Source organism: Streptomyces sp. NPDC021096 (genome assembly GCF_040641275.1).
GTDB lineage: Bacteria > Actinomycetota > Actinomycetes > Streptomycetales > Streptomycetaceae > Streptomyces.
In genome coordinates this window covers 112,168-137,425 of record NZ_JBFADG010000011.1, presented here as the reverse complement: position 1 = coordinate 137,425, position 25,258 = coordinate 112,168, and the positions used below count along the sequence as shown (strand labels likewise).

At 68.7% G+C, this 25,258-nt stretch carries 24 protein-coding genes, 1 tRNA gene and 1 other RNA gene; 16 read left to right on the top strand and 10 right to left on the bottom strand.

What is annotated here, in order from left to right:
• Positions 1-15: 15 nt before the first annotated feature.
• The 3 genes from AB0G59_RS17380 to AB0G59_RS17370 all read right to left on the bottom strand — a co-directional run bounded on the left by AB0G59_RS17380 (position 16) and on the right by AB0G59_RS17370 (position 2,350).
• Positions 16-774, bottom strand: a complete 759-nt coding sequence (locus tag AB0G59_RS17380) for a 2OG-Fe dioxygenase family protein (protein ID WP_360912421.1) — start codon at positions 772-774, stop codon at positions 16-18.
• Positions 775-776: 2 nt separating this feature from the next.
• Complete coding sequence (locus AB0G59_RS17375; protein WP_360912419.1) at positions 777-1,727, bottom strand: EamA family transporter; 951 nt, start codon at positions 1,725-1,727, stop codon at positions 777-779.
• Positions 1,728-1,834: 107 nt separating this feature from the next.
• Positions 1,835-2,350, bottom strand: a complete 516-nt coding sequence (locus tag AB0G59_RS17370; protein WP_360912417.1) for a hypothetical protein — start codon at positions 2,348-2,350, stop codon at positions 1,835-1,837.
• A gap of 155 nt (positions 2,351-2,505) precedes the next feature.
• On the opposite strand from AB0G59_RS17370, the gene AB0G59_RS17365 reads away from it, so the two are divergent.
• Entirely contained in the window at positions 2,506-3,168 is a 663-nt protein-coding gene (locus AB0G59_RS17365; RefSeq protein WP_360912415.1) for a TetR/AcrR family transcriptional regulator C-terminal domain-containing protein, read from the top strand.
• 285 nt (positions 3,169-3,453) lie between these two features.
• Here the strand turns inward: AB0G59_RS17365 and AB0G59_RS17360 are convergent, their stop codons facing one another.
• From AB0G59_RS17360 to AB0G59_RS17345, 4 genes are all read right to left on the bottom strand, one after another.
• Positions 3,454-3,879 (bottom strand): PIN domain-containing protein, encoded by a 426-nt coding sequence (locus tag AB0G59_RS17360; protein ID WP_360912413.1) that lies wholly within the window; start codon positions 3,877-3,879, stop codon positions 3,454-3,456.
• The gene (locus tag AB0G59_RS17355) at positions 3,876-4,151 is read right to left on the bottom strand and encodes a CopG family transcriptional regulator (protein WP_360912411.1); all 276 of its coding nucleotides are present in this window, start codon (positions 4,149-4,151) and stop codon (positions 3,876-3,878) included. Before AB0G59_RS17355 ends, AB0G59_RS17360 begins: the two co-directional genes overlap by 4 nt.
• A gap of 64 nt (positions 4,152-4,215) precedes the next feature.
• Positions 4,216-5,109, bottom strand: coding sequence for a phosphorothioated DNA-binding restriction endonuclease (locus AB0G59_RS17350; protein WP_360912409.1), 894 nt, complete (start codon positions 5,107-5,109; stop codon positions 4,216-4,218).
• A gap of 125 nt (positions 5,110-5,234) precedes the next feature.
• Positions 5,235-6,149, bottom strand: coding sequence for a hypothetical protein (locus tag AB0G59_RS17345; protein ID WP_360912407.1), 915 nt, complete (start codon positions 6,147-6,149; stop codon positions 5,235-5,237).
• Between the two features lie 765 nt (positions 6,150-6,914).
• Here AB0G59_RS17345 and AB0G59_RS17340 point away from each other — a divergent pair.
• The gene (locus tag AB0G59_RS17340) at positions 6,915-8,906 is read left to right on the top strand and encodes an N-6 DNA methylase (protein WP_360912405.1); all 1,992 of its coding nucleotides are present in this window, start codon (positions 6,915-6,917) and stop codon (positions 8,904-8,906) included.
• Between the two features lie 125 nt (positions 8,907-9,031).
• Positions 9,032-9,184: a hypothetical protein gene (locus AB0G59_RS17335; RefSeq protein ID WP_360912403.1), complete on the top strand. Its 153-nt coding sequence runs from the start codon at positions 9,032-9,034 to the stop codon at positions 9,182-9,184.
• Positions 9,185-9,402: 218 nt separating this feature from the next.
• Here the strand turns inward: AB0G59_RS17335 and AB0G59_RS17330 are convergent, their stop codons facing one another.
• Both AB0G59_RS17330 and AB0G59_RS17325 read right to left on the bottom strand, forming a co-directional pair.
• Positions 9,403-11,142, bottom strand: coding sequence for an AIPR family protein (locus AB0G59_RS17330; protein ID WP_360912401.1), 1,740 nt, complete (start codon positions 11,140-11,142; stop codon positions 9,403-9,405).
• Positions 11,143-12,994: 1,852 nt separating this feature from the next.
• Positions 12,995-13,082: transfer RNA gene (locus AB0G59_RS17325), tRNA-Ser, on the bottom strand.
• A 99-nt stretch (positions 13,083-13,181) separates the two neighbouring features.
• Between AB0G59_RS17325 and ffs the strand changes: the two genes are divergently transcribed.
• The 5 genes from ffs to AB0G59_RS17300 all read left to right on the top strand — a co-directional run bounded on the left by ffs (position 13,182) and on the right by AB0G59_RS17300 (position 17,344).
• Positions 13,182-13,276, top strand: an RNA gene (ffs, locus tag AB0G59_RS17320) — signal recognition particle sRNA small type.
• Between the two features lie 86 nt (positions 13,277-13,362).
• Positions 13,363-15,567 (top strand): DNA polymerase III subunit gamma and tau, encoded by a 2,205-nt coding sequence (locus tag AB0G59_RS17315; RefSeq protein WP_360912399.1) that lies wholly within the window; start codon positions 13,363-13,365, stop codon positions 15,565-15,567.
• Between the two features lie 142 nt (positions 15,568-15,709).
• Positions 15,710-16,048: a YbaB/EbfC family nucleoid-associated protein gene (locus tag AB0G59_RS17310; protein WP_360912397.1), complete on the top strand. Its 339-nt coding sequence runs from the start codon at positions 15,710-15,712 to the stop codon at positions 16,046-16,048.
• Positions 16,049-16,092: 44 nt separating this feature from the next.
• The gene (gene recR / locus AB0G59_RS17305; protein ID WP_071963900.1) at positions 16,093-16,692 is read left to right on the top strand and encodes a recombination mediator RecR; all 600 of its coding nucleotides are present in this window, start codon (positions 16,093-16,095) and stop codon (positions 16,690-16,692) included.
• Positions 16,685-17,344: a DUF5063 domain-containing protein gene (locus tag AB0G59_RS17300; RefSeq protein ID WP_360912395.1), complete on the top strand. Its 660-nt coding sequence runs from the start codon at positions 16,685-16,687 to the stop codon at positions 17,342-17,344. Before recR ends, AB0G59_RS17300 begins: the two co-directional genes overlap by 8 nt.
• Here the strand turns inward: AB0G59_RS17300 and AB0G59_RS17295 are convergent.
• Positions 17,325-17,543 carry a hypothetical protein gene (locus tag AB0G59_RS17295; protein ID WP_360912393.1) on the bottom strand — a complete coding sequence of 73 codons (219 nt, stop codon included), beginning with the start codon at positions 17,541-17,543 and terminating at the stop codon, positions 17,325-17,327. The two genes, AB0G59_RS17300 and AB0G59_RS17295, sit on opposite strands and share 20 nt — an antisense overlap.
• Positions 17,544-17,724: 181 nt before the next feature.
• Between AB0G59_RS17295 and AB0G59_RS17290 the strand changes: the two genes are divergently transcribed.
• From AB0G59_RS17290 to AB0G59_RS17255, 8 genes are all read left to right on the top strand, one after another.
• Positions 17,725-18,546, top strand: a complete 822-nt coding sequence (locus tag AB0G59_RS17290) for a helix-turn-helix transcriptional regulator (RefSeq protein ID WP_360912391.1) — start codon at positions 17,725-17,727, stop codon at positions 18,544-18,546.
• Entirely contained in the window at positions 18,543-18,815 is a 273-nt protein-coding gene (locus AB0G59_RS17285) for a DUF397 domain-containing protein (protein WP_360912389.1), read from the top strand. Before AB0G59_RS17290 ends, AB0G59_RS17285 begins: the two co-directional genes overlap by 4 nt.
• A gap of 177 nt (positions 18,816-18,992) precedes the next feature.
• On the top strand, positions 18,993-19,955 hold the full coding sequence (locus AB0G59_RS17280; protein WP_360912387.1) for a hypothetical protein: 963 nt from the start codon (positions 18,993-18,995) through the stop codon (positions 19,953-19,955).
• Between the two features lie 47 nt (positions 19,956-20,002).
• A complete protein-coding gene (locus AB0G59_RS17275) occupies positions 20,003-20,578 on the top strand; it encodes a Uma2 family endonuclease (protein WP_360912385.1) in 576 nt (191 codons plus the stop codon).
• Between the two features lie 110 nt (positions 20,579-20,688).
• Positions 20,689-21,960, top strand: coding sequence for an aspartate kinase (locus tag AB0G59_RS17270; RefSeq protein WP_071963893.1), 1,272 nt, complete (start codon positions 20,689-20,691; stop codon positions 21,958-21,960).
• Positions 21,957-23,111: an aspartate-semialdehyde dehydrogenase gene (locus AB0G59_RS17265; RefSeq protein WP_360912383.1), complete on the top strand. Its 1,155-nt coding sequence runs from the start codon at positions 21,957-21,959 to the stop codon at positions 23,109-23,111. The genes AB0G59_RS17270 and AB0G59_RS17265 overlap by 4 nt, the downstream gene beginning before the upstream one ends.
• Before the next feature lie 291 nt (positions 23,112-23,402).
• Entirely contained in the window at positions 23,403-24,116 is a 714-nt protein-coding gene (locus AB0G59_RS17260; protein WP_360912381.1) for a SigE family RNA polymerase sigma factor, read from the top strand.
• On the top strand, positions 24,113-25,207 hold the full coding sequence (locus tag AB0G59_RS17255) for a hypothetical protein (protein ID WP_360912379.1): 1,095 nt from the start codon (positions 24,113-24,115) through the stop codon (positions 25,205-25,207). The genes AB0G59_RS17260 and AB0G59_RS17255 overlap by 4 nt, the downstream gene beginning before the upstream one ends.
• Positions 25,208-25,258: the final 51 nt, after the last annotated feature.

Here is a 25,258-nt window from a genome sequence, read left to right as displayed (position 1 = left end):
GATGGTCGGGCGGGTTCAGAGCCGTCTGCTCAGGACGGCGATGAAGGTGTCCCGGTACCCCTCGCTCTCCCCGTCGGCCGGGACCACGGGGGTCACTCCGTGCATCGTCCGCACGTCGTCGTTGAAGAGGAACCCGCCGGGCGGGGCCATCTCCACGCTGACGATCCGCTTGCCGTGCCGCCCGTCGGGCAGCGCCTCGTACAGCGAACTCGTCCCGCCCGTGATGCCCTTGCGGTCGATCACCACGGTGAAGACGTAGTCGACGCCGTCGTGGTGCACGCCCTCGGGCGTGGGCTTGCCGGCCGCATCGGGCCGGGCGAGTATCCGGTTCTGGAAGACCTGGGCGTACCAGGTCTGCGGCCCCCGGTCCTCGGTCTCGTCCAGCTGCCGTGCGCACCAGGAGAGCAGGGTGTGGGCGACGGGGCCGTGGGCGACCCGGTCGGAGAAGGGCTCGAAGAGCCGCGGCACCCCGCCGTTGAGGCGGTTGATCTCCTTGGCCTGCTCGTAGGCCTTGTGGGGCAGCAGGCGCACCTCGTCGGCGGTGCAGTCGAACTCGGAGTAGCGCCGCAGCCGGTAGTCGCCGCCGTCCGCCATGAAGGGGTCCCGCGCGAGGTCCTCCCAGGACGCGGTGAAGGCGTCCCACTCGGCGGTGCCGGTGACGGGCGTGCCGAGGGCGGTGTCGATGTCCCCGGCGGCCCAGCCCACGTCGCGCAGCCCGCTCACGACCGGGTTCGCGAGGCCTGGCGCCTCTGTGCGGTGTTCCTGAACGCTCATGGCTATCCCTTCGTCGCCGACTGCGGTCGCGCCGCCGGATCGTGTGTCTGGTGCTCCTGCTGAGGTGGTGAGCTACGGGAGAAGCGGCGCCCCAGGGCGCGGACGGCGTCCTGCCGGACGACGGCGACGACACCGGCGAGGATGAGCACGCCGCCCGCCCCTTCGGCGGCCGTCGGCACCTCGTCCTGGACGAGCCAGGCGGTGGCGACGCCCACGACCGGCACCAGCAGCGACAGCGACCCCACGCGCGCGGCCGGGTACGTCTTCAGCAGCGACGCCCAGATGCCGAAGGCGACGATCGTGGAGAGCACCACGGTGAAGGCCAGGGAGCCGATGCCCTGCCAGGTGAGGTGGGTGAGCGCGTGGGCGTCGCGCGAGGGCCCCTCGAAGACGAGGGAGAGCAGGGCCAGGGGCACGGGGGCTGCCAGCGCCGACCAGATGGTCAGCTTGAAGCCGCTGTCGGGCTGGGCGATCCGCGTGGTGATGTTGGCCGCCGCCCAGCAGGCGCCTGCGGCGATGACGACCAGCAGCGCCCCGGCCGGCGACGATCCGGAACCGAGCGCGATGACCGCGAGCCCGGCCACGCCGGCCAGCACGCCGGTCACCGGGATCCGCCCCGGCTTCTCGTGCAGCACCAGATAGGCGAAGAGCACGGTGAACGCGGCCTGTCCCTGCAGCACGAGCGAGGCGAGCCCCGGCGGCACCCCGAGGTTCATGCCGACGAAGAGCAGCCCGAACTGGCCGGCCCCCTGGAAGAGCCCGACGAGGGCGACCAGCTTCCAGGGAGCGCCCGGCGCCCCGATGAAGAACACCGCGGGAAGGGCCACGAACGTGAAGCGCAGGGCGGCGAAGAGCAGTGGTGGGAAGGACTCGAGGCCCGTATCGATCACCACGAAGTTCGCACCCCAGATGACCACGACGAACAACCCGAGGAGCGTATGGCGTCGGGACATGCTTCGTTCCTCTCTTCCGACGGCACGCTCAGTCTCGAAGCGGCCCGGCCGCAGCCCAAGGACTGTTCGAGAACTCCGCACACCGAGGTCGGAGGGGGTGCCGGCCTCTAGAGGGAGACGAGGGCCAGGGCGAGGGCGGAGCCGGCGAAGACGACGGTGTGGCGGACGTTCTGCAGGACGCGGGTCCAGGCGGGGAAGGCGCCCTCGGCGGCCTCGAGGAAGGCGGGGACGTCGATGCGCAGGAGCTCGGCGTCGCCCTTGCGGCGGAAGGCGGCCCGGACGGACTTCACGGCGCCGAGCTGGCTCTGCAGGATGGCGATGTTCGCCAGGAGCGCGATCGAGGAGAAGACCCAGGTCACGGTGGTGCCCCAGGGGTTGCCGGCCAGGTTGAGGGCGGCGGCGGTGAGCATGGCGGCGGCGAAGCTCCCGGGCGCCCACCACTCGTGGCCGCTCGCGTCGAAGCGCAGCCCGTTCTCCTCCAGGACGGCCGGGCGCACGCCCTGGCGCTCTAGCTCGGCGACGGCCGCGGCCTTGGCGGCGACGCCGAAGCGGTGGCGCAGCTGGGGGATGCTCGCGAAGGCGGCGGCGACGAGGATCTGGGCGACGGCGGCGAGCGTGTTCACGGGGCTTCTCCTTCTCGGGGCCGGTGGGGTTCCACCAGGGACTTGCACTTAGTTCAAGTCCCTGCGTGAAGAACTGTAGAGGCCGACTTGAACACTGTGTAAGTGGCCTCTTGAACTTTGTACAAGAAGGGTCCGCGGTGACCTATCGTGAGCGCATGCCACGCGACACGCTGACCCGGGAACAGATCGTCAGGACCGCCGTCGAGCTCCTCGACGCGGACGGCCTGGAGGGCCTCAACATGCGCAGCCTCGGCCAGCGCCTGAACTCGGCCGCCACCGCCGTCTACTGGCACGTCAAGAACAAGGACAACCTGGTCACGCTCGCCGGCGACCAGGTCTGGGGCGAGGTCCGGCTGCCGGACCTCGACGCCGTCGACTGGCGCACCGCGGCCACCGCCATGGCCACCGACCTGTACGCGATGTTCGCCCGGCACCCCTGGCTCGTGCAGGCCTTCGCGACCCACCTCTTCCACGGCACCGGCAAGGCCCGCCACGACGACCACAACCTCGCCGTCTACGAGAAGGCTGGCTTCACCGCCCCCCAGGCCGACCTGGCCGCCGCCTCCGTCTTCACCTACGTCCTCGGCAACGCCTCCGGCGCGGCCGCCACCGCCTCGCTGACCCGCCGGATCGAGCGCGAGGGCGGCGACGCGCAGGAGGTCTTCGCCGCCACGATGAAGGAGGCCGCCGAGACCGCCTCCCCCTTCCCGCGCCTGCGGGCCCGCATCGACTCCGCCGGCTACGCCGAGGCCCCGGACGACACCTTCGGCTTCGGCCTCCAGTGCCTCCTCGACGGGCTGGAGGGGCGCCTAGTGTGATCGGGCTCACGCGGGGCGAGGCGGTCGTGACGCCGCGACGCCGGTCGCGGCGCCGCGAGAAGGCCCCGGGAACGCCGAAGGCCCCGGCCGGTTTCCCGGTCGGGGCCTTCGGTTCGTGCCCGGTGAGGCACTGGCGGAGGAACGAGAGGTCCCCCCAACACGCATTCCCCAATGTTCGTACGGGCGTCCGGCTCGGGCCGTGCCCATCCTGGCCTGGGGTGGGGTGGGGCGTCGAGCCGGTGGCGGACGGTGATGGACGTGGCTGAATGAGACCAGAATGCCGGGTCATACTTTCTTGACGACAATGGCGTCCGGGACGAGCTTCTCCAGGTCGTCGACATCCGAGGTAAAGACGGTGACCTGGCCCTTCTGCTGTCGCGCGATGACGGCGAGTACGGCGTCGATCGCGTACTTGTGGCCGTGCAGCTTGGCGTCAGCCAGGAGCCGGCGCGCCTGGCGGGCCTCGTCCTTCCCGATGTTGACGACCTGGAGCCGGGACAGTACCCAGTCCCAGCGCTGTTCGGTCGTTCTGCTGTCGTATGCCTCGACCAGCGTCATCGGGGACGTCACCACCTCTGCCTCTCCTCGCGCCGCAAGGTCGAGCCAGGCGATCATCTGCCGGTCACCGCGTACGGCGAGGGACAGGGCTTCGCAGTCGAGTACGAAGACACGCATTGGCCTCTGCCTGTGCTCAGTGGCCCGCTTCTTCACGCAGCCTCTCCGGTGTGCTTTCCGGAGGCGCGGCGCCGCTCGTGCTCGGCGTCGAGCTCCTCCAGCTCCGCGACGGCTGCCGCACGCTCGTTCTCGGTGACGGGACCGTGTTCTTCCTGCAGCCAGTCGACCAGCTCCCGCAGCCGATCCCGGTCGCGCTTGAAGCGCAGTGCCTCGGCGACGTACGCCGACAGGCCCCGTTCTGCCGCCTCCGCACGAATCTCGTCCAGGAGATCCTCGGGAATCGTCACCGTTACCTTCTTTGTTGCCATACAAGCGACCATACTCTTGGTGTCCCACTCCATACCAGTGGTCACGTGACCGACGATTCGGCGGTCAGGCGGCCGTGGCGGGGCGTGGGCTGCCGTGGAAGACCTGGCTGATGTGCCAGAAGCGGTGGGCCTCCGCGACAGGCTGGGCACCCGGCTGAGGTCCGATGAGTGGGCGGTCGGCGAGCGCTATGACGTGTTCGCGGGCGGCGGGGCTGCGGCCGACGAAGCGCTGCGAGACCAGGATGCGGTGGCCTTCACCGATGCCGAGAGCTCCCTTGTCGAAGAGTTTGTGGTGCAGCGAGCACAGACACAGGCCGTTGGCGAGGTCGTCCGGACCGTCGAACGCCCACCAGCGCACGTGCGCGGCCTCCAGCCCGACCGGCACCGCGCCGATCCTGCCGTCGTAGCCGCAGAAGGCGCACTGGTACTCGTAGGCCGTCAGGACCTGCTCACGCATCCGCGGGTCCCGTTGCCTGCGCACGGCTGGGAGTTGTCCGGTCTCCGCGGGCTCCGGCTCCAGGCCGACGGATTCGCACAGTTCGGCGTGGAGCGAGGGTGGGAAGTGCAGGTCGAGCAGGGTTCGTGTCATCCGGCCGAGCAGCGACGGCTCGCGCCTGAGCGCCGCCCGGAGTTCCGGTGTCAATCGCCCCACTGCCCTTGCTGCCCGCAGCTCCCGCACCCCGCTGCCGGGGCTGCCCAATCCGCGGTCCGTGCGAACCTCCCACACGCCGTCACTCACCAGATGGTGGAACGGGTAGGCGGGCGTCGTCCTGTTGGACGGACCGTACTCCTCCAGCAGCTGTCCCAGATCCTTCTCCACCGCGCTGTACGGCAGTTCTCCGTCGGCATCCTTCTGGAACCGACCGAGGGCGTAGAGGAGTAGCAGGGGCTTGTGTGGTGCGCGTGTCCCGCTCCTGCTCCACTGCCTTAGCTTTGCGGTGCGCTCCAGCCAGTCCATGAGTGGCGATGATAATGGTGCCTGTCGATGGCGCGGGTCGGCCGGCGCCGGTGGTGAGGCTGGGGTCGCCGGGGCGATGCCGAGCAGTTCCGCTCCGTGGATCACGATGGCGAACCTGGGTTGGCCTAGAGGTTCGTGATGGGCAACCAGTTCTTGCTGATGGTTTGTACGTCGACCACGTCGGGGTAGCGATCTGCGAGGTACTCCTGTTCCATCTCCTCGCCGGTCTGGCGGTTGCGCACGACCTTGACGCCGCCCATCTTCATCTTCTTCAGGGTGCCGATGGTCTCGCCTGTGATGAGCGCATTGAAGGCCTTGATCGCCTGCGCCGACTGCTGGACGCTGTCTCTGCTGACGACACCCTTGTTCACGTTGAGCATGGTGTTCGTGTACACGGCCCGGGGGTCCTTGCCGACATAGTCGCGACTCGCGTCACCGATGTTCCTGAAGAAGAGCTCGGCGATGGGCTCAGGCCACTTCTCCAGGATGATTTGGTGGCTGATGAGCAGTCCCGTGCCGCTGGCGTGGCACTCGCGCCCTTTCGCGAGCATGTAGAGGATCCAGCGTTCCGAGATGGGCCAGGACGTCATGAGGGCGGGAATCTCGTCAGCGTTGAGCTTCCCTGTGGACCAACGGGTCCAGTGCAGGCCCGCGGCTCGATTGCGTAGGATCTTCAGTGCCGCACCGTAATAGTTGGCGTTGTTCTGTGCCATGCCGGATGCCTGGGCCACGTAGTCGCCCGTGGTGCGCACGCGGCCTCCGTCGATGGCGGCGAAGGCATCCGGATCGAGGTCGTATGTGACCTGCGCGGTCACGGAGATTCCCGTGTCGATGATGGCCTGTGCCCGATGCTGTCCATCGATCAGACAACCGTGCAGGTCCAGGGCGAAGCCTTGATGGGTTGTGCGGAATTGTCCGGTCCGCAGGATCTCCCGAAACTTCTCGACGTTGTAGCCGCGCAATGGAACGCGGTTACAGACCCTGTTCTTTATCCAGTCGGTGCAGATGTCCGGCGTGACCGTCATCGTCTCGATGCGCATCGTATGGAATCCCCCTCGGTTCCATGGAGCGTGCGGCTGTCCTCGCTCCCGTCCGTTGTCTGTTGTGCAGCTTTGCAGATCTGTGTCGAACCCGGGGGTGAGCTAACCGGAATGTGGCGGATCTTGCCTGAAAATGACCACTCTTTTATTTCTTTGATCGCTTCCTCGATTGTCATGCCTGCATGCCATGAAGCAGGCGCAGCAATGGCGTAGTTGCCTGATAATCCCTGTGCATGATGCGGGAGGGTTGAAGAGGAGAAAGTGGAGTAGAAGGGAAGGTTTGCTCCTTATCACCCGTTTCGATGCTGTGAGGCTGGCTGGGATGGCTTCAGCTGTGTCACTGCGCATACGCCATGCGCAGTGGACTGACCGTGCATCGCACCCCTAGCGTTCTGGACGTCAGCAGAGGTGCGGACAAAGGAGCAGTGTGCGATGGGGTTAAACGAGCGAGACCCGCTGATCACCCGTACGGAAATCGCGACCCAAGCAGGGGTCGCCCGCCCGACCGTCACCACCTGGGAGAAGCGGCACGGTGACTTCCCCACCCCGGTGCGATCCGGTGGGGCCGAGTGCTTTCACCTTTCCCAGGTACTGGATTGGCTGGGGGCGCGCGCTGTCCCGCGAGGCCAGCTGCGACCCGGCGAAGCGGTGGGGACGACGTACCGGGACCGGATCCAGGGTCGGCAGGGTTTCCAGCAGTACCGGACGCCGCGCGAGGCCGAAGCGCGCGGCGCGGAAGGAAGCGCGGCCATCAGCAAGGCGCTCGTGAACGAGCTCATGAGCTCGCATGCGGACCGTGTGCGCGGGTCGGCCTCGATGCTGGATTTCCTCAGCCTTCTGCTCTCGCTCGTGTTTCTCCGGGAGACCGTTCCCGCCGGGTGGCGAGAGGTGGAGGGTGCTGCGAAGAAGGGAACGGGCCTGGAACACATGGCAGGGCTGCTCGCTTGCATCGGCTGCGTCGCTGACAAGGAGCTGCGCCGGTACGGGGTGCCTCCGGGGATGCAGGAGAGCCTGATGCGGCTCGAACCCCGTTCCTACAGGGACCTTGTGGGAGTTGTGAGGATCGCGGCGAAGCTGCCTAGAGGGGCGTTCCGCCTCATCCTCGACCAGTACGAGGATCACGCCGGCCTGCGGAGCGAAGAGTTCTTCACCCCGCGGGGAGTTGTACAGCTGGCCACTGAACTAGTCCTGGGAACGGGGCAGGAGGTTGCATCCATCTACGACCCGTACATGCGAGGCGGGGAGATGCTGGTTGCCGCGGCGATGCGGCACGGCTCCGACGGGCTCGGAACCACACTGCACGGCGAAAGCCCGCGGAGAGACACGTTGCGGTTCGCCGGGATGAACATCGCGCTGCACGGCTCACCGGCGGTCCTTCGCAGTACCCGGGCCATGCCGTGGACATCCGACGGGGCTCGCTCCGGCTTCGCCGACGTGGTGCTAACGAATCCGCCGTTCAACATGAGCGACACCGCGGGGGCGGGGCGAAGGGACGGCACCTGGGAGTTCGGCGCGCCTCCCCAAGGCAACGACAACCTGGCCTGGGTGCAGCACGTGATGAACGCGCTCAAACCAGCTGGACGGGCCATCATGGTGATGCCGGTGAAGGCGGGCAACTCGGTCAACACCGCCGAACGGGAGATCCGGCGGAACCTGATCGAGCGGGGCGCGATCGAGTGTGTTGTGGCCTTGCCGCCCCGGCTGTTCTCCACCACCCCGGTGCCGGTGTCGCTCTGGTGTCTCCGTCGCATTGAGACGCCGCGTCCCGAGGTGCTCTTGGTGGATGCCCGACACCTCGGGACCGGAAGGGGCAGGCGGAACGTGGTCGGCAACGACGGACTCGGTGCCGTCCTGGAGGTCGTGCGACCGTGGCTGTTAGGGGCGGCGCCTGGGTCGGCCGCAGACGGCGAGCCGGGTCCCCATACGACCGTGGTGCCACGGGAGGCGTTTGCCGAGTCCGGGTATTCCTTGAGTCCCATGGACCATGTTCCGGGGGCCCGGCCGGACGGGCCGCCCGCACGCGAGGAATTGATCCAGACCCACGGGGTGGCCGCCCGCCTCGGCGACCTGGTGCACTCGGCGGACGCAGACGTCGCTGACCTCGCCTGGGACCGGCTCATGGGCGCGCGGGGCGTCACGGACCCGTTGCCGCCGGGCTGGACGGAAGTACGGCTTGCTGAGCTGTGCGAGATCCAGCCGGGCCCTTCCTACACCCGTCTCGGCAAGGGCGACCGTTCGCCGTCTGGGGAAGTACCTGTGGTCTTCCCCAGACAGTTAGAGGAAGGGAGGATTCTGCTTCTTGAGGAGGAGAAGGTTTCCCGAGAGAAGGCCCAGGAGCTCGTCAACTTCAGGCTGGCGGGCGGAGACATCCTCTGCGTCAGGACGGGAGAGCTTCGTCCACCCGTGCTGGTGGGGGCGGAGCAGAGTGGATGGCTTCTCAGTACCAACCTGGTCCGGTTGCGCGTGCGTGAGAACGCTGGGGTGGAGCCGGGGTATCTCGTAGACCACCTCTCGCTGCCGCACAGCATGCAGTGGATGCGAGACCGCGCGGAGGCCACTGCCGCTCCTTCCCTCAACCGTGACGCCCTCGGCCACCTTCCGGTCCGTTTTCCGTCAGTAACGGAGCAGCGGGAGATCGTCCGCGTGAGCACGCTTTTGCGTAGGCAGGCCATGCTGCACCGCGAGTACGCGGACTCCCTCGTCCGGGCCCGGGCGGAGCTCCTGAGGCACCTGATGCTCGGGTCCTCCACCGGATGAGTCTCCCCCCCCGTCCACCCCTGCTTCCCGACTGAGGAAAGGACCCCTCCGTGGTTGCACATCCGCTCCCGTCGCGTTCCCGCGTCTGGCTCTTATGGCTGGGAATCGCCACCCTACTTTCCGTCGTGATCGCCCTCGTTGTGGCCCTGATCAAAGTGCGGGCCCGGGACGACGCGGCCGATGTGATCCTGTCAGCCGGTGCCGCGTTCGCGACGACCTTTGGCCTGTGTCTGGCGGTGCCGGCCGCCGTCCGGGAACTGAAGGGTCTCGGCGACTGACGTCTGATTGGAACGATCCCGCCCGTGACTAAGGCCCAGACCGTTTCCACGGTCCGGGCCTTTCGCCTAGCGGAGGATACGAGATTCGAACTCGTGAGAGGTTGCCCCCAACACGCTTCCCAAACCCGTTGGCGCCTTGCAGGGCCACGTGTAGGGGCGCTCTCTAGTCGTTCGGACTGTACCGCGCAACGATGATGGCTACCGCGGGTCAGATGCGATTACTTCTTCGTGCTGGCACCTGGCAGCTTCGATACTTCACGACGCAAGTTCTCTGCGAAGCGCTGAGTGCGCACGGTGTCACGGGTGAGCATGCCTGACGGATCTTCGAGTTTCGCTGCCGCATCCACAGCCGGGAGTAGATGCTGAACAAGGTCCTCTGCCGCACCTGGGTTCCAAACAGTATCGAGGATCTTCTTGCATTCGCGATCGGCCAGCCTGGCGCCTTGTGGAAGATTCCCTGAGCCGATCAGATAGATCTTGATTGCCATCAGGAGTTGATACTTTGCAGGCGTGTAGGATCGGTCAATTCTCTTGTTTCTAAAGAGCCACTCGATCCTGTATGAAGCGGCTGCACTCGTATAGTATGCGAGTGTACTTTGATTGCCCTGGAAGAGATCTTCGTGTCTGGTTTCCTTGAGTTCCTTATAATACCGGCCGGCGCGTGATGGCTCATTCAAGAACATCGAGGCGAAGGTTCGAGTGAGGAGTGACCTGGTGACAATCCGCGTCTTCTCGATGGACTGCTGAGAGCTGTACTGGCGCGAGCGCCTCTCGTAGTACAGTCGTTCACCATCAGGGAAAGACTGGAATAGGCCCTCAAGCTCCTTATGGAATACCTCTCGCGCCTGAAGATCCTCATCGGTCACGGCGGTTTGCCTGTTGGTTGCCGTTGTGATTCCCGTGATCACATCTTCTTCTCGTGACTGGATAATCTTTACATTTACGTTGATTCCGTCGGTTAGATTCGCCTTCTCATCGAATAGCACATGGCAGGTCTGGCAACCGTTTACGATCTGGAAGTCCCGGATGTGTATGTCGTCACCCGCCAGCGTCATTTCCCGGGTGACGATTGTGATTCCGTTGTTAAGGACGGCGAAGCGGTCCCGCCTGTTTGGGTCCCTCACGGTTTGCTGGATCTCGACATTGACCGGATTGTAGTCTTGGAAGTCGCGTACGTTTTCGAAAAATAGAGTCTTTCGGATACCTCCCCCGGGGTCCGTGATAATGTCCGCCAGTGTCTTGGCGGGAATTACTCCGAGAAATGCCTGCTCGACGCCCGGAATCTTCGGAAGGGTGATCCGCTTCGGCATGGAGAATTCGGCGGAGACCGCGGCAGTGGCGCGCTGATGCAACTCGCGGAGCTCTCGGGCGCCAATGGCGGATACATCCACTTCGCTAAAGAAGTTGGTCTCGTCTAGGCGCTTTGCTGCCGATTTCCGCTTAGCGTTCAGCATCGCGTCGCCCAAGATGCCCGTCGATGCGTATCGAACCGAAAGGGCGGGAAGGCCGCGAGAAAGCTTTCCAATGTCGGCATAAATTGCATCGATGCATTCGCGAAGGTTGTGGATCTCGGGAGATGCTGGATAGCCTAGAATGTCGGCCGTGAATAGCTCCGTGAGATTGTCTGCTAGTTCAGTGAAGACTTTGGCTTCGAACCCCTGGCTTGTTTTTGCTTGAACGATAATAAATCGAACGTCTAAGGACTTGGCCTGCGAGACCGCCGCCCTCACGTCAGCGGCATCCAGGAGTAGATCGCCGTTAATGATGATGCCGGCAACGTCCACTCCGAGATCCCCGCCTGCACCCATTCTGAATTCTTCAGGGTCGAACTCGTCTTCGAAGAAGCTGCTGAGTACGCAGAATCCGGCGAAATCTTCAAAAGCCTCTGAGGTGTCCAGATTGCGGAGGCCGCGTTCCTGCTGGAACTGTTTAACGAGTCCCTCGGTGATGCGATCCAAGATCAGATTCCTGTCTGGTCAGTTCTGCCGCTGTTGGAGGGATGGACCCCGACTTCTATGATCCACCAACGTATGCCGGTGTGGGGGCGGAACGGGAGTTGTACGAGAGACGCTGCCCCTGGGGGCTTTAAGTGAACCAAGATCACGGCAAGGGCTTCATCGGAGGCGGGGACGCCGGCGACCAGGCTCAGGGTCGACGGCTGTGGAGACCACCACGGGGCCGTGAGCTTCCGTGACTTGGGCGGTCTGTGGACCTGCCCCGCTTGTGGTGCGAGTGGGCCCCCGATCTTGGAGGCTTGCCCCATGGTGGCTGCCTAAAGCCGTGGAGCCGGCCGCCTCAGCCCTAGAGGGTTTCTCCCTGGTCCGCCCCTGGCGGCCGGCGGTTGGGCCGGGCGGAGGCGGGAGTCGGGCCTGGCCGCCGGGGCGCGCCTCGCCGTGCTTGCGTGGCGGGGGCGTTGAACCAAGTAGAGAAAGTTGCAACTCACTCCTCGGTGGTGTCGATGAGGGCTAAGCGGTCCAGCGCAACGACGAGTTGAGCGGCGGTGATCCAGCGGATGGCGGGTGAAGGGGATGCCCGTGGCGTCGATGGCTACCGGTTGGGGACCTGGGCGGTGGAGGGCGCCGTGGACTCCTGCGCGGGTCCAGGACTGGACGCGGAGAACGACGTGGCGTCGTCTGAGGTGGGGGTAGAGCTTTGGGTCAGGAGTTCGGGGCGTCGGATGCCTCCCCCGACGGTCAGAGAACTCCCCGGTCATCATGGTCGGCGGACTTTCCGCAGACCTGGCAGAGCGCGTTGGCCATGGCAAGCCGCTGGCGCAGGGCGTGAACCGCGCCCGAAGTTAGGCTTTCCCCTTCCCCAGGGTGGAGGGGATCTGGCGCCACAGAGCACCCTTAGTATCCCGGTCGTAGGGTCGCTCGTCGGCGTACGCCGCACGGCCGCGTCGCTCCACGACGTGCACCTTCGCGGGGGATTCCCCGGTCCACTGCGTGATGCAAGGAACGGTGCTCTTCAGCGTCTCGGGCATCCCGCGCATCGCCCCCGGAATCGGCCGGTCCAGGCCTGGCTCGGGCACTTGGTCGAGAACGTCGCCAAGCTGTACGTCTCCGAGAGCACGTGCGACGGGTACGAGGTCGATGTGCGTGTCCACCGCACACTGGCCGGGTCGCTCTCGGGAGAGGCGGTGCGGCGTGGATGCGTCCCCACCAACGCCGCTGAGATCGCCAACGCGCCGCGACTCGAAGAGGAGGACATCGAGCCCTACGTGATCGAAGAGTCCCTGGGACCGCACTGGGGGACGTGGACCTGGACGCGGGGGATGTTCGCATCCGCAGGAACCGGCTGCGGCCCTGGTACGCGCACGGCTGCGGTGGCGTCTCTGCGGCCGGAAGTCGGGCTACTGTCCGTGGCGGCGGCAGACTCGTAGTGAGCACAAGAGCACCAAATCCCGCGCCGGCGGGGCACGGTCGGCGCCCGATCCGCTGATTAAGATCCGTGTCCGGCATCGGGAGACGCAGGGAGGGCAAGGGATACGTCTTCGCCTCGCCGACGGGTGGGCCGCCGGGCTGATTAGTGATGCACGTCACACCGCTGTGGTCGTCCTGCTGATCCTCGGCGTCCCGGATGCGGAGGTCGACGCGACCATGGGGGGCGGGAGGGGTGGCCTGGATGCGGGCCTGGTGCGGGCATGCCACCGGCCCGGTGCTCCGGAAGGTGGCCGGCCAGGTCGGCGGAGCGCTCTGGGGGCCGCTGGGGGCGAACTGAAGACCGACTGAGGTGGAAAGTTAAGGCAGGGAACGCCGAAGGGCCCCGCCGCGAACGGTGGGGCCCTTCGGTTTGTGCCCGGTGAGGCACTGGCGGAGGATACGAGATTCGAACTCGTGAGGGGTTGCCCCCAACACGCTTTCCAAGCGTGCGCCCTAGGCCTCTAGGCGAATCCTCCGCCGCAAACAATACAAGACGTCGAGGGGTGCTCGCGAACGCCTTCTCCGGAGGTGGGGGAGGCGGCGCGAGCACCGCCCCGGATCGGCTAGGGTGGGGGTAAGCCCCTCACGTGGCGCTATCTCACCCAACTCCCCCAGGGCCGGAAGGCAGCAAGGGTAAGTGGGCTCTGGCGGGTACGTGGGGGGCCCTTGTGTTTCCGGGCGGGTTTCCGGGGCCGGCGGGAGGCCGGGATCTGTGACCGAGGCCACTTGTCAGTGGGGCCCGATATCGTCGTAGGCGTGTCGTCCCTCGCGCTCTACCGCCGCTACCGCCCCGAGTCCTTCGCCGAGGTCATCGGGCAGGAGCATGTCACCACCCCGTTGCAGCAGGCGCTGCGCAACAACCGGGTCAATCACGCCTACCTGTTCAGCGGGCCGCGAGGCTGCGGCAAGACGACCAGCGCGCGCATCCTCGCGCGCTGCCTGAACTGCGAGAAGGGGCCGACGCCCACCCCCTGCGGGGAGTGCCAGTCCTGCCAGGACCTCGCACGCAACGGCCGCGGCTCGATCGACGTCATCGAGATCGACGCCGCCTCCCACGGTGGTGTGGACGACGCCCGTGAGCTGCGCGAGAAGGCCTTCTTCGGGCCCGCCTCCAGCCGCTACAAGATCTACATCATCGACGAGGCGCACATGGTCACCTCGGCGGGCTTCAACGCCCTGCTGAAGGTGGTCGAGGAGCCGCCGGAGCACCTCAAGTTCATCTTCGCGACCACCGAGCCCGAGAAGGTCATCGGGACGATCCGCTCGCGCACCCACCACTACCCCTTCCGCCTGGTGCCCCCGGGCACCCTGCGCGAGTACCTGGGCCAGGTGTGCGAGCAGGAGGCCATCCCCGTCGAGGACGGGGTGCTGCCGCTGGTCGTGCGGGCCGGCGCGGGGTCCGTGCGTGACTCGATGTCCGTGATGGACCAGCTGCTCGCGGGCGCCACCGAGGTCGGTGTGACGTATGCCATGGCGACGTCCCTCCTCGGCTACACGGACGGCTCGCTGCTCGACGCCGTCGTCGACGCCTTCGCGGCGGGCGACGGCGCCGCCGCCTTCGAGGTCGTCGACCGCGTCATCGAGGGCGGCAACGACCCCCGGCGCTTCGTGGCCGACCTGCTGGAGCGGCTGCGCGACCTGGTGATCCTCGCCGCCGTGCCGGACGCCGCCGAGAAGGGGCTCATCGACGCCCCCGTCGACGTCGTGGAGCGCATGCAGGCCCAGGCCTCCGTCTTCGGCCCCGGGGAGCTCAGCCGGGCCGCCGACCTCGTCAACGAGGGCCTGACGGAGATGCGCGGCGCCACCTCGCCCCGGCTCCAGCTGGAGCTGATCTGCGCCCGCGTGCTGCTGCCCGCCGCCTTCGACGACGAGCGCTCCGTACGGGCCCGCCTCGACCGGCTCGAGCGCGGCGGATTCGCCGCCGCGGCCCCCGCGGGCGCTCCGGCCATGGGGTACGTACCGGGGCCCGAGGCCCACGCGCCCGGCGGAGCCGGTGCAGGCCTGCCCGCGGGCCTCTCCGGGCCCGCCGCGGCCCGTGCGGCGGTCACGCCCGCCCCGGCGCCCGCGCCCGCTCCCGTCGCCGCGCAGGCACCTCCTGCCCCCGTGGCCCCGCAGGCCCCCGCCGCGCCGCAGGAGGCGCCGCCCGCCGAGGCCGGCTCCCGGCCCGGTGCCTGGCCCTCCGCGGCCGCCCCCGCGGCTCCGGCCGCCGCCCCCGCGCCCCAGGCGGGCGCCTGGCCCACGGCCGCCAAGCCCGCCGCCTCCGCCCCCGCCGCGGCCCCCCAGGCCGGTGCCTGGCCCACCGCCGCCACGGCACCGCAGGCCCCGGCCCCCGCGCCCGCCGCCGCCCCGCACGCGGGCGGCCCGTCCGCCGCCCCGCAGGGCGACGCGACGCAGGCCCGGCAGATGTGGCCGAACATCCTGGAGGCGGTCAAGGGCCGCCGACGTTTCACGTGGATCCTGCTCAGCCAGAACGCCCAGGTCGCCGGCTTCGACGGCACCACCCTGCAGGTCGGCTTCTCCAACCCCGGAGCCCGCGACAGCTTCACCAACAGCGGCAGCGAGGACGTCCTGCGGCAGGCCCTGGGCGACCTCGGCGTGCAGTGGAAGACCGAAATGATCGTCGACCCCTCCGCGGGCGGCAATCCCGGCGGCGGTGGCTTCGGCGGCGGTGCCCCCGCGGCCGCCTCCTACGCCCCGCCGGCCTACTCCCCTCCGGCCCCCGCGGCCGCCCCCCGGCCCGCCACGCCCCCCGCCCCCGGTCCGGAGCAGCGCCCGGCGCCGTCCGCACCCCCGGCCGGGCCCCCGCAGCAGCACCGCGAGCCGGAGCCGCCGCCGGTCGCCCCGGAGGACGACGTACCCGCCGAGGACGACCCCGACCTCGTCGACAGCGCCCTCACCGGCCATGACCTGATCGTCCGCGAACTGGGCGCGACGGTCATCGAAGAGATCGCCAACGAGTAGCGGGCCGGTGCCGGACGGGGGAGCGCCTCCTACGCTCCAGGGCGCTCCCTTTCTCGTTCCTGCGGCGTAGGGCGCGCCGCGCGGGGAGCACGTAGGCTCGGGCTACCGAAGCAAATAGTTGTCGACAGCCAGGAGCGAATCCGTGATCCCCGGTGGTGGCCAGCCCAACATGCAGCAGCTGCTCCAGCAGGCCCAGAAGATGCAGCAGGACCTCGCCGCGGCCCAGGAAGAGCTGGCCCGCACGCTCGTCGACGGCTCGGCCGGCGGCGGCCTGGTGAAGGCCACCGTCACCGGCGCCGGCGAGCTGCAGGGCCTGGTCATCGACCCCAAGGCCGTGGACCCCGAGGACACCGAGACGCTCGCGGACCTCGTCCTCGCCGCCGTGCGCGACGCCAACGCCAGCGCCCAGCAGCTGCAGCAGCAGAAGCTCGGCCCGCTCGCCCAGGGCCTGGGCGGCGGCATCCCCGGCCTGCCGTTCTGACCCGCGGCTGAGCCCCCGACAATCGCAGAAGGAGAACCCGATCCGTGTATGAAGGCGTAGTCCAGGACCTCATCGACGAACTGGGCAGGCTGCCCGGCGTCGGGCCCAAGAGCGCCCAGCGGATCGCGTTCCACATCCTCCAGGCCGAGCCGGCCGACGTCCGCCGGCTCGCCCACGCGCTGACCGAGGTGAAGGCCAAGGTCCGGTTCTGCGCGGTCTGCGGCAACGTGGCGCAGGAGGAGCGGTGCCGGGTCTGCCAGGACCCGCGCCGCGACCCCGCCGTCATCTGCGTCGTGGAGGAGCCCAAGGACGTCGTCGCCATTGAACGGACGCGAGAGTTCCGCGGCCGGTACCACGTGCTCGGCGGGGCCATCAGCCCCATCGAGGGCGTCGGCCCGGACGACCTGCGCATCCGTGAGCTGCTGGCGCGGCTCGCGGACGGCACGGTCACCGAGTTGATCCTGGCCACCGACCCCAACCTCGAGGGCGAGGCCACGGCCACGTACCTCGCGCGCATGGTGAAGCCGATGGGGATGAAGGTCACACGGCTGGCCAGTGGTCTGCCTGTTGGTGGAGATCTTGAATATGCCGACGAGGTCACGCTCGGGCGTGCCTTCGAAGGGAGACGACTTCTCGATGTCTGACGCAACGCTGCACGACGCCAAGCGCGACCCGGGCGACTTCGCCGTATCGGTCGCCGACTCGATCGAGAGTTTCATCGTGGCCGTCGCCGAGGTTTCCCGCGGCGACGCGGCCGACAGCGCCGTGCCCTTCCTGCTGCTGGAGGTCTCGCAGCTCCTCCTCACCGGCGGCCGGCTCGGCGCGCACGAGGACTTCCTGCCGGACGAGCGCTACGAGCCGGACGTCGGCCCCGAGCCGGACGTCGACGAGCTGCGCGAGCGGTTCGCGGCCATGCTCGACCCGGTGGACGTCTACTCCGAGGTCTTCGACCCCTACGTCCCGCGCAGCGCGCCCGTCGCGTCGCGCATCTCCGACGACCTCGCCGACATCATCACCGACCTGCGGCACGGCATGGCCCACTACCGCGACGGCCGGGTCAGCGAGGCCCTGTGGTGGTGGCAGTTCTCCTACCTCTCCAACTGGGGCCCCACCGCCTCCGCCTGCCTGCGCGCCCTGCAGTCCCTCGTCGCGCACGTACGGCTCGACCAGCCGCTGGACGAGCTCGACGGGCTCGACACGGACGCGGTGGCCGACGAGCAGCTGGCCGAGGAGGCCGGGCGGGTCATGGCGGCGGAGATCGGCGGTCCGCTGGGGCTCAGGTCCCTGGGGAGCTGACCCCCCGGCCGCGGGCCGATTCCGTTCCGCTGTCGTCGAGCCCGGCGTCTTCTTCGACGTCCGTCTCCTCAGCGGCTTCGGCATCGGCCCGGGACCGCGCCTCCTCGGCTTCGGCCTCGCGGCGCTTCTGCGCCAGCTCGGCCGCCTTCTTCTCCGAATACAGCCGCATGTCCGCCTCGGCCTTGCGGTCGTACATCATCGCTGCCTCCCAGAGCCGCCCTCCTTCCACTGTCGGTGCCCGGCGCCGAACGCGCGACGGCGTGCGGTCGCTCGCGCCCGGCTCGCGGGGTGATTTGTGCTCTTACCGCGAACACGATGCGTGATCGTGTCTAACCTGCGTGTGAGACGCGGCCGGCGGGGAATGGCCGGAGGGGAGAAACATGTCGGGCGACAGGCAAGCGCAGACCAGGTCGGCGACCATGCGGATGTTCGGCAGTCAGCTGATGGGCTGGCGCAAGCGGGCGGGGGTGAGCCGGGAGCAACTGGCCCAGGAGGCCGGGTACTCGGTGGAGTTGGTGAAGTCGGTGGAGCAGGGGCGGCGGAGGCCGCAGCTCCAACTCATCGATGCCGCCGAGTTGTTGTGCGACGCGGGTGGGCTGTTGCGGAGTGCGGCTGAGCACATCGTGCAGAGCAAGTTCCCGGACTGGTTCGAGGAGTACGCGCAGTACGAGGCGGAGTGCGCCTCGCTCGGCATTTACCAGAACCATGTGATTCCCGGGCTGTTCCAGACCGAGGAATACGCGCGGGCGGTGTTCCGGAGTGGACGACCGCTGCTCGACGACGATGAGATCGAGCGGCGATTGGCGGCCCGCATGGAACGCCAGCAGTTGCTTCACCGGACGCCGCCTGCGGTGATCAGCGCTGTTCTCGAACAGGTCACGCTCGAGAGGTGGATCGGGGGCAGGGAGGTGCTTCGCGGCCAGTTGCGGCATTTGCTTGAGCTGGCACAGCTCCGCAATATCGACCTTCAGGTCATGCCGACTCGGAGCGAGACCCACGCGGGCCTCGCAGGATCCATGTACGTGCTGGAGGCCCAGGAGCAGCAGCGCATCGTGTACTTCGAGGGGCAGAAGGGCAGCGTGATGCTCTCCGAGCCGAGGGACGTCTCGGACCTGAATATGCGCTATGCCATCCTGCGCTCACAGGCGTTCACCCCGAATGACTCGGCGAGACTGCTGGAGAAGGTGCTTGGAGAACTATGAAACTGCGATGGTTCAAGTCCAGTTACAGCGACGAGGGTGGTGAGGCCTGCGTCGAAGTTGCCTTTGCTTGGCGGAAGTCCAGCCGCAGCGGCGGCGAAGGGGGCGACTGCGTCGAGGTCGCCGCCTGCCCCGGCACCGTCCACATACGTGACTCGAAGCTCGACCCCCGAGCTCCGAGACTCGGCGTAACCCCCGCCGCCTGGGCGGCATTTCTGAGGTTCGCTCCGAGCTCCGAGACCCGAGCGCTGCTTTCAAGGAATGGGCGGTAGGAGCTATCTCCCACCCACCCACCCCCAAGTCGCCTTTACCACAAGCGGCATGACTTTGCGTGATCGGGTTGCGACGCGGCGTACCGACGCCCTAGCGTGCGAGCAACAAACAACCCCGGCCGGTGCTGACAACACCGAACCGGGGTCTGACCTCCGAGATCGAATGCGAGTCGATCCGTGGCTGTTGCCAACCTTAGTGCTGCCCTGCCCGCCCCCGCACACCCCATGGCCAATCCCGGCTTCGGCAAGCGCAACGCGCCCGACCAGGCCCCGCCCACCGGCGACGACTTCGCACACCTGCCCAGGCGTGAGGCGGCCATCGCCGCGTTCATCGACCGGCTGCCCGAAGGGGCGGCGATGGACGCGAAGACGCTGGCCAAAGTCCTGCCGGACTACGGCCAACTGGCGTGCCGGACGGCGCTGGGGCGCCTGAAGGATGCCGGGCACGTGTTCTATCGCCAGGTGGCTGCCGTCACAGAGCGCGGCGTGCGCTGGGTGACGCGGACGTTCTTCTCCCGGACCGCCCGCTCGGGGGAGTGGTGGAAGCGGTTCGAGCGCGGCGAGGTGCCCGCGGAGGGCGCCCCCGAGCCGGAACCCGAGCCCGTACCCGCCGCTGCCCCGCGCGCCTCACGCGCGTACCGCGCCCTCGCCTCCCTCGGGCGTACGGACCCCCGGCTGACACTCTCGGCCGCCGAGTGCGCCCATCTCGAACCCCTCGCGGCGGAGTGGCTGAGCCGCCACATCACCACGGAACAGCTGGTGGCGGCGGTCACGGCCGGGCTGCCGTCGCAGATCCACAGCCCGGCCGGCTTCGTACGCAAGCGACTGGAGACCAAAATGCCGCCTCTGCCCCCGCGGCCCGTACCGGCCTACAACGACCACTCCGCGCCGCCCTCGTATGTGGGTACGGGCATGCAGGCGTGCATCTGCTGCAGCAATGTGGATATCGCCACTGCCATGGGGGACGGAGAGTGCGCGAAGTGTGCGCAGGTTCCCCCGGACATCCCGGAGACCTTTCTGTCCGAGGACCCCTGGGGCGACGGGCAGGACGACTGGTCAGCCCTGCCGCCCGAGGAGGTCACACGGCGCGTCGACGTCCTCCGCGCTGCGGCGGGCATCGCCCGTAAGGCGCGTACATGACCGCGCCGCCCTTGGTGAGGGCACCATGGAGGGGAGGAGGCGACGCCATGATCCCGATGCCCGCCCGCCATGAGATCTCCGTAGAGGACTTCGAGGAGCTCGACCGCGGGGCGCCGGAGACCGTCCGGCTTGAGTTCATCAACGGAAAGGTAGAGGTCAAGCCGGTGCCGGACGGTAACCACGGCGAGATCGCCATGTGGCTGCTGGAGCAGTGCATGCAGCAGCGACCGGATCTTCGCCTCTACCTTGAGCAGGGGCTGAAGGTGGAGACGTACCGCAGGGGCCGGGCGCGCCCGGACGGCTCCCTCACGCCCCGGAAGCACTTCGCCGGCCAGGGAGAGTGGGCCGACCCCAGGGGCGTGCTGATGACGGTCGAGATCACCTCGCGCGATTCCGACACCGATCGTCGAGACCGGTGGGAGAAGCGTGACGGGTACGCAGCTGTGGGCATCCCCGTGTATCTCCTCGTCGACCGCGAGCGGTGCGTGGTCACCGTGCACACGGAGCCGAAGAAGGGCGAGTACCGCAGCATCATCGTGCGGTCCTTCGGCGAGAGCGTCGAGCTCCCCGACCCCGTCGGCATCGTGCTGGAGACCGAGGAGCTGAAGGAATTCGCCGACTGACGGCCTACGACCGGAAATCTCACCATGTGACACCGGCGTGGCCGGGTCGGGCCGCTCGTTAGACTCGGTCCCGACCGCATTACGCATATGTATAGCTGCGAGGAGCGCACGTGGGCCTTGTCGTGCAGAAGTACGGAGGCTCCTCCGTTGCCGATGCCGAAGGCATCAAGCGGGTCGCCAAGCGAGTCGTGGAAGCCAAGAAGAACGGCCACCAGGTGGTCGTCGTGGTTTCCGCGATGGGCGACACGACGGACGAGTTGATCGATCTCGCCGCGCAGGTTTCCCCGATTCCTGCCGGACGTGAGTTCGACATGCTGCTGACCGCCGGAGAGCGGATCTCCATGGCCCTGCTGGCGATGGCGATCAAAAACCTCGGTCACGAGGCGCAGTCGTTCACCGGCAGCCAGGCCGGAGTCATCACCGACTCGGTCCACAACAAAGCGCGCATCATCGACGTCACGCCGGGCCGCATCCAGCAGTCCGTGGACGCGGGCAACATCGCGATCGTGGCCGGCTTCCAGGGCGTGTCCCAGGACAAGAAGGACATCACCACCCTGGGCCGGGGCGGCAGCGACACCACCGCCGTCGCTCTGGCGGCGGCGCTGGACGCCGAGGTGTGCGAGATCTACACCGATGTCGACGGAGTCTTCACCGCCGACCCGCGGGTCGTGAAGAAGGCCCGCAAGATCGAGTGGATCTCGTTCGAGGACATGCTCGAGCTGGCCGCGTCCGGCTCGAAGGTGCTGCTGCACCGCTGCGTCGAGTACGCACGTCGTTACAACATCCCGATCCACGTCCGCTCGTCCTTCTCCGGGCTGCGCGGCACCTGGGTCAGCAACGAACCGCAAGGGGACCAGCCGATGGAGCAGGCGATCATCTCGGGTGTCGCGCACGACACGTCCGAGGCGAAGGTCACGGTCGTCGGGGTGCCGGACAAGCCGGGCGAGGCCGCGACGATCTTCCGGGCGATCTCGGACGCCGAGATCAACATCGACATGATCGTGCAGAACGTCTCGGCGGCCTCCACGGGCCTGACGGACATCTCCTTCACGCTGCCGAAGACCGAGGGCCGCAAGGCGATCGAGGCGCTGGAGAAGACGAAGTCCCGCGTGGGCTTCGACTCGCTGCGCTACGACGACCAGATCGCCAAGATCTCGCTGGTCGGCGCGGGCATGAAGACCAACCCGGGCGTCACCGCGACGTTCTTCGAGGCGCTGTCGAACGCCGGCGTGAACATCGAGCTGATCTCGACCTCCGAGATCCGCATCTCGGTCGTCACGCGCGCCGACGACGTGAACGAGGCCGTGCGGGCCGTCCACACCGCCTTCGGTCTGGACACCGAGAGCGACGAAGCGGTCGTGTACGGCGGCACCGGCCGATGACGGCCGCCCACCCGGAGGGCTTCGGCCCGCCCGCCGCCGGCGGGGGGCCGGGCCTGCCGGGTGGCCGCGGCTTCGGCGGCGGTACGGACGCCCGTACCGCCAGGCCCACCCTCGCCGTCGTCGGCGCCACCGGCGCCGTCGGGACGGTCATGCTGGAGATCCTCTCCCGGCACGCGGACATCTGGGGCGAGATCCGTCTCATCGCGTCCGCGCGCTCGGTGGGGCGGAAGCTGACCGTCCGTGGCGAGGAGGTCGAGGTCGTCGCGCTGAGCGAGGAGGCGTTCGAGGGCGTCGCCGTCGCGATGTTCGACGTGCCCGACGACGTGGCCGCGCGCTGGGCGCCGATCGCGGTGGCCAAGGGCGCGGTCGTCGTGGACAACTCGGCGGCGTTCCGGATGGACCCGGACGTTCCGCTGGTGGTCCCCGAGGTGAACGCGCACGCCGCCCGGGTCCGCCCGCGCGGCATCATCGCGAACCCCAACTGCACCACGCTCTCGATGATCGTCGCGGTGGGCGCGCTGCACGCGGAGTTCGGGCTGAGCGAGCTGGTCGTCTCCTCGTACCAGGCGGTCTCGGGCGCCGGCCAGGCCGGCGTGGACGCGCTGCGGGCGCAGCTGACGGCCGTGGCCGGTACGGACCTGGGCACGCGGCCCGGCGACGTGCGGCGCACGGTCGGCGACGCGACGGGGCCGTTCCCGGCGCCGGTGGCGCTGAACGTGGTGCCGTGGGCCGGCTCGCTGATGGCGGACGGCTGGTCCTCCGAGGAGCTCAAGGTGCGCGCGGAGTCGCGCAAGATCCTCGGGCTGCCGGAGCTGAGGGTGAGCGCGACCTGTGTGCGCGTACCGGTGATCACGACGCACTCGCTGAGCGTGCACGCGCGCTTCGAGAACGAGGTGACCGTCGAGCGGGCGCACGAGATCCTGGCCAACGCGCCGGGGGTGGTGCTGTGCGACAGCCCGGCCGAGGGCGAGTTCCCCACGCCGGCCGACGCCGTGGGCACCGACCCGACGTGGGTGGGACGGGTGCGGCGCGCGTTGGACGACCCCCGTGCGCTGGAGCTGTTCGTCTGCGGCGACAATCTCCGCAAGGGCGCGGCGCTCAACACGGCACAGATCGCGGAAGTCGTGGCGGCGGAGCTGACCGCTCGGTGATACTGGGGAATACATGGGGGATGTGTGAAGGTTCTGTGATCAACTCGTTGGTCCAGACCTCTTGAACTGGGCAGATGATCTGTTCGACTATTCGCTCCCTGTCCCGCCGCAACCGCGGCCGAGGTGGGGAGCGTCTTTGTTGCCGTCTCTCGCGGCGGTACCAAAACCGGGGCATTAGGAAGAGCTGGTACGCATGAGGGCAAGGGGCGCGTCGTCCGGCGAAGCGTCGTCAATCGCAACCGCGATGCCTAGCGCGTACAACCCTGACGGGGGGAAGCGTGTCCAACAGGCGTGGCAGAGGTCATCAGCATCGCAACCGTCCCGCGGCGCGGCAGCGCCGCGGTGCGCCCGCGTTCCGGCACACCGGGCGGTATGCCGGTGATCGCTCCCTGGTCCCAGATCCCCCCGCAGGCGTCCCCGGCGTCCGCCGCCCCGGCCACCTCGCCGGCGTCCGCTCCGATGGCCCCGCCGACGGCGTCGCCGTGGGGGGACGCTGACCAGGCGATGGCAGCGGGCACCACAGTCGACCACCTCACCGAGACCTACCGGGCGCACTACCGGTCGCTGCTCGGTCTCGCAGCCCTGCTCCTCGACGACACGGCCTCCTGCGAGGACGTGGTGCAGGAAGCCTTCATCCGGGTGCACTCCGCGCGCAACCGCGTGCGCGACCCGGAAAAGACCCTCGCCTATCTGCGGCAGACCGTCGTCAATCTGTCCCGCTCCGCGCTCCGTCGCCGCATCCTCGGGCTGAAGCTGCTGTCCAAGCCGATGCCCGACATGGCGAGCGCCGAGGAAGGGGCGTACGAACAGCTGGAGCGCGACCAATTGATCAAAGCCATGCGTGGACTTCAGCGCCGCCAGCGTGAAGTCCTCGTCCTGCGCTACTTCGCCGACATGACCGAGGCCCAGGTCGCCGAGACCCTGGGCCTCTCGCTCGGCTCGGTCAAGGCATACGGCTCGCGCGGCATCGCGGCGCTCCGGGTCGCCATGGAGGCGCCGGTATGAGCCACCCCCCCAGCCACGACGGTCACCGCGACGGCGACTGTCACTCGTCCCCCCTGCCCGGCGCCGACCTCGACGAGCAGGCGCTGCGCCGCCTGCTGCAGGGAGCCGTCGGCGACCTCGAACCCTCCACCGACGCGCTGGAGCAGCTGCGCCGCGCCGTGCCGGCCCGGCGCACCCGCCGACGGCAGGCCGCCGTCGGCGTCGCCGCCGCGGTGATCTTCGGGATCGCGGCCATGCCCGCGCTCATCCACGTCGCCACGACCGTCGGCACCGCCGACGACCGCCCGGCCAACGCGGCCAGCAGCCGCCAGCGCACGCACGAGATGTCCGACGGACGGCACGGCGGCCGCGACGAGGACGGCAGGCCCGGGGAGAGCACCGCCGGGCCGGACGCCGGCAGCCACGAGGAGGACCGGCACGGCGAGGAGGGCAGGAAGGACGGCAGCACCGCCGGCCCCACGGGCTCCCCGGGCGCCGCCGCCCCGGCCCCCGGCCCCACGCTCGCCGCGTCCTCGCCCACCTGCGACCGCAAACAGCTCGGCAAGGGCGCCGGCAGCGTCGCCCCCGCGGACAAGGACGGCCGCGTCTACGGCGCCTTCCGCGTCGTCAACGTCTCCAGCACCGTCTGCGCCGTGGCCGGCAGCGCGGGCGTGGTGGCCGCCCAGGCCCAGGGCAGCGCCGAGAGCTCGCGGGTCACGGTCGTGGACCACACGGTCGGCGACGCGGCGACGGGCCTGCCCGACCCGGCCACCGAACCGACCCAGGTGATCCTCCAGCCGGGCCAGGCGTACGAGATCAAGTTCGCCTGGGTCCCGTCCGCCGACGGCGGCCCCAGCGGCTGCTCCAAGCCCACGGCCCCCTCTGCCGCCCCGCCGGCCAGCCCCTCCTCCCCGGAGTCCGGGACGGCCGCCAAGGCCGAGGAGGGCACGCAGACCACCCAGGACACCGCCCCGGCCAAGCCCCCGGCGAGCGTCGTGCTCAGCCACACCCCGGACGCGGGCGAGCCCAAGGCCGCCGACACGACGATCCCCGACGCCTGCGCCGGCACGATCTACCGCACCGGAGCCCTGGCCGCGAACCCGGCACCGTAGCCCCGCGCCGCCCCGCCGGACGGCTGTCGTGGCGTTGCCCGTACCGTGGTG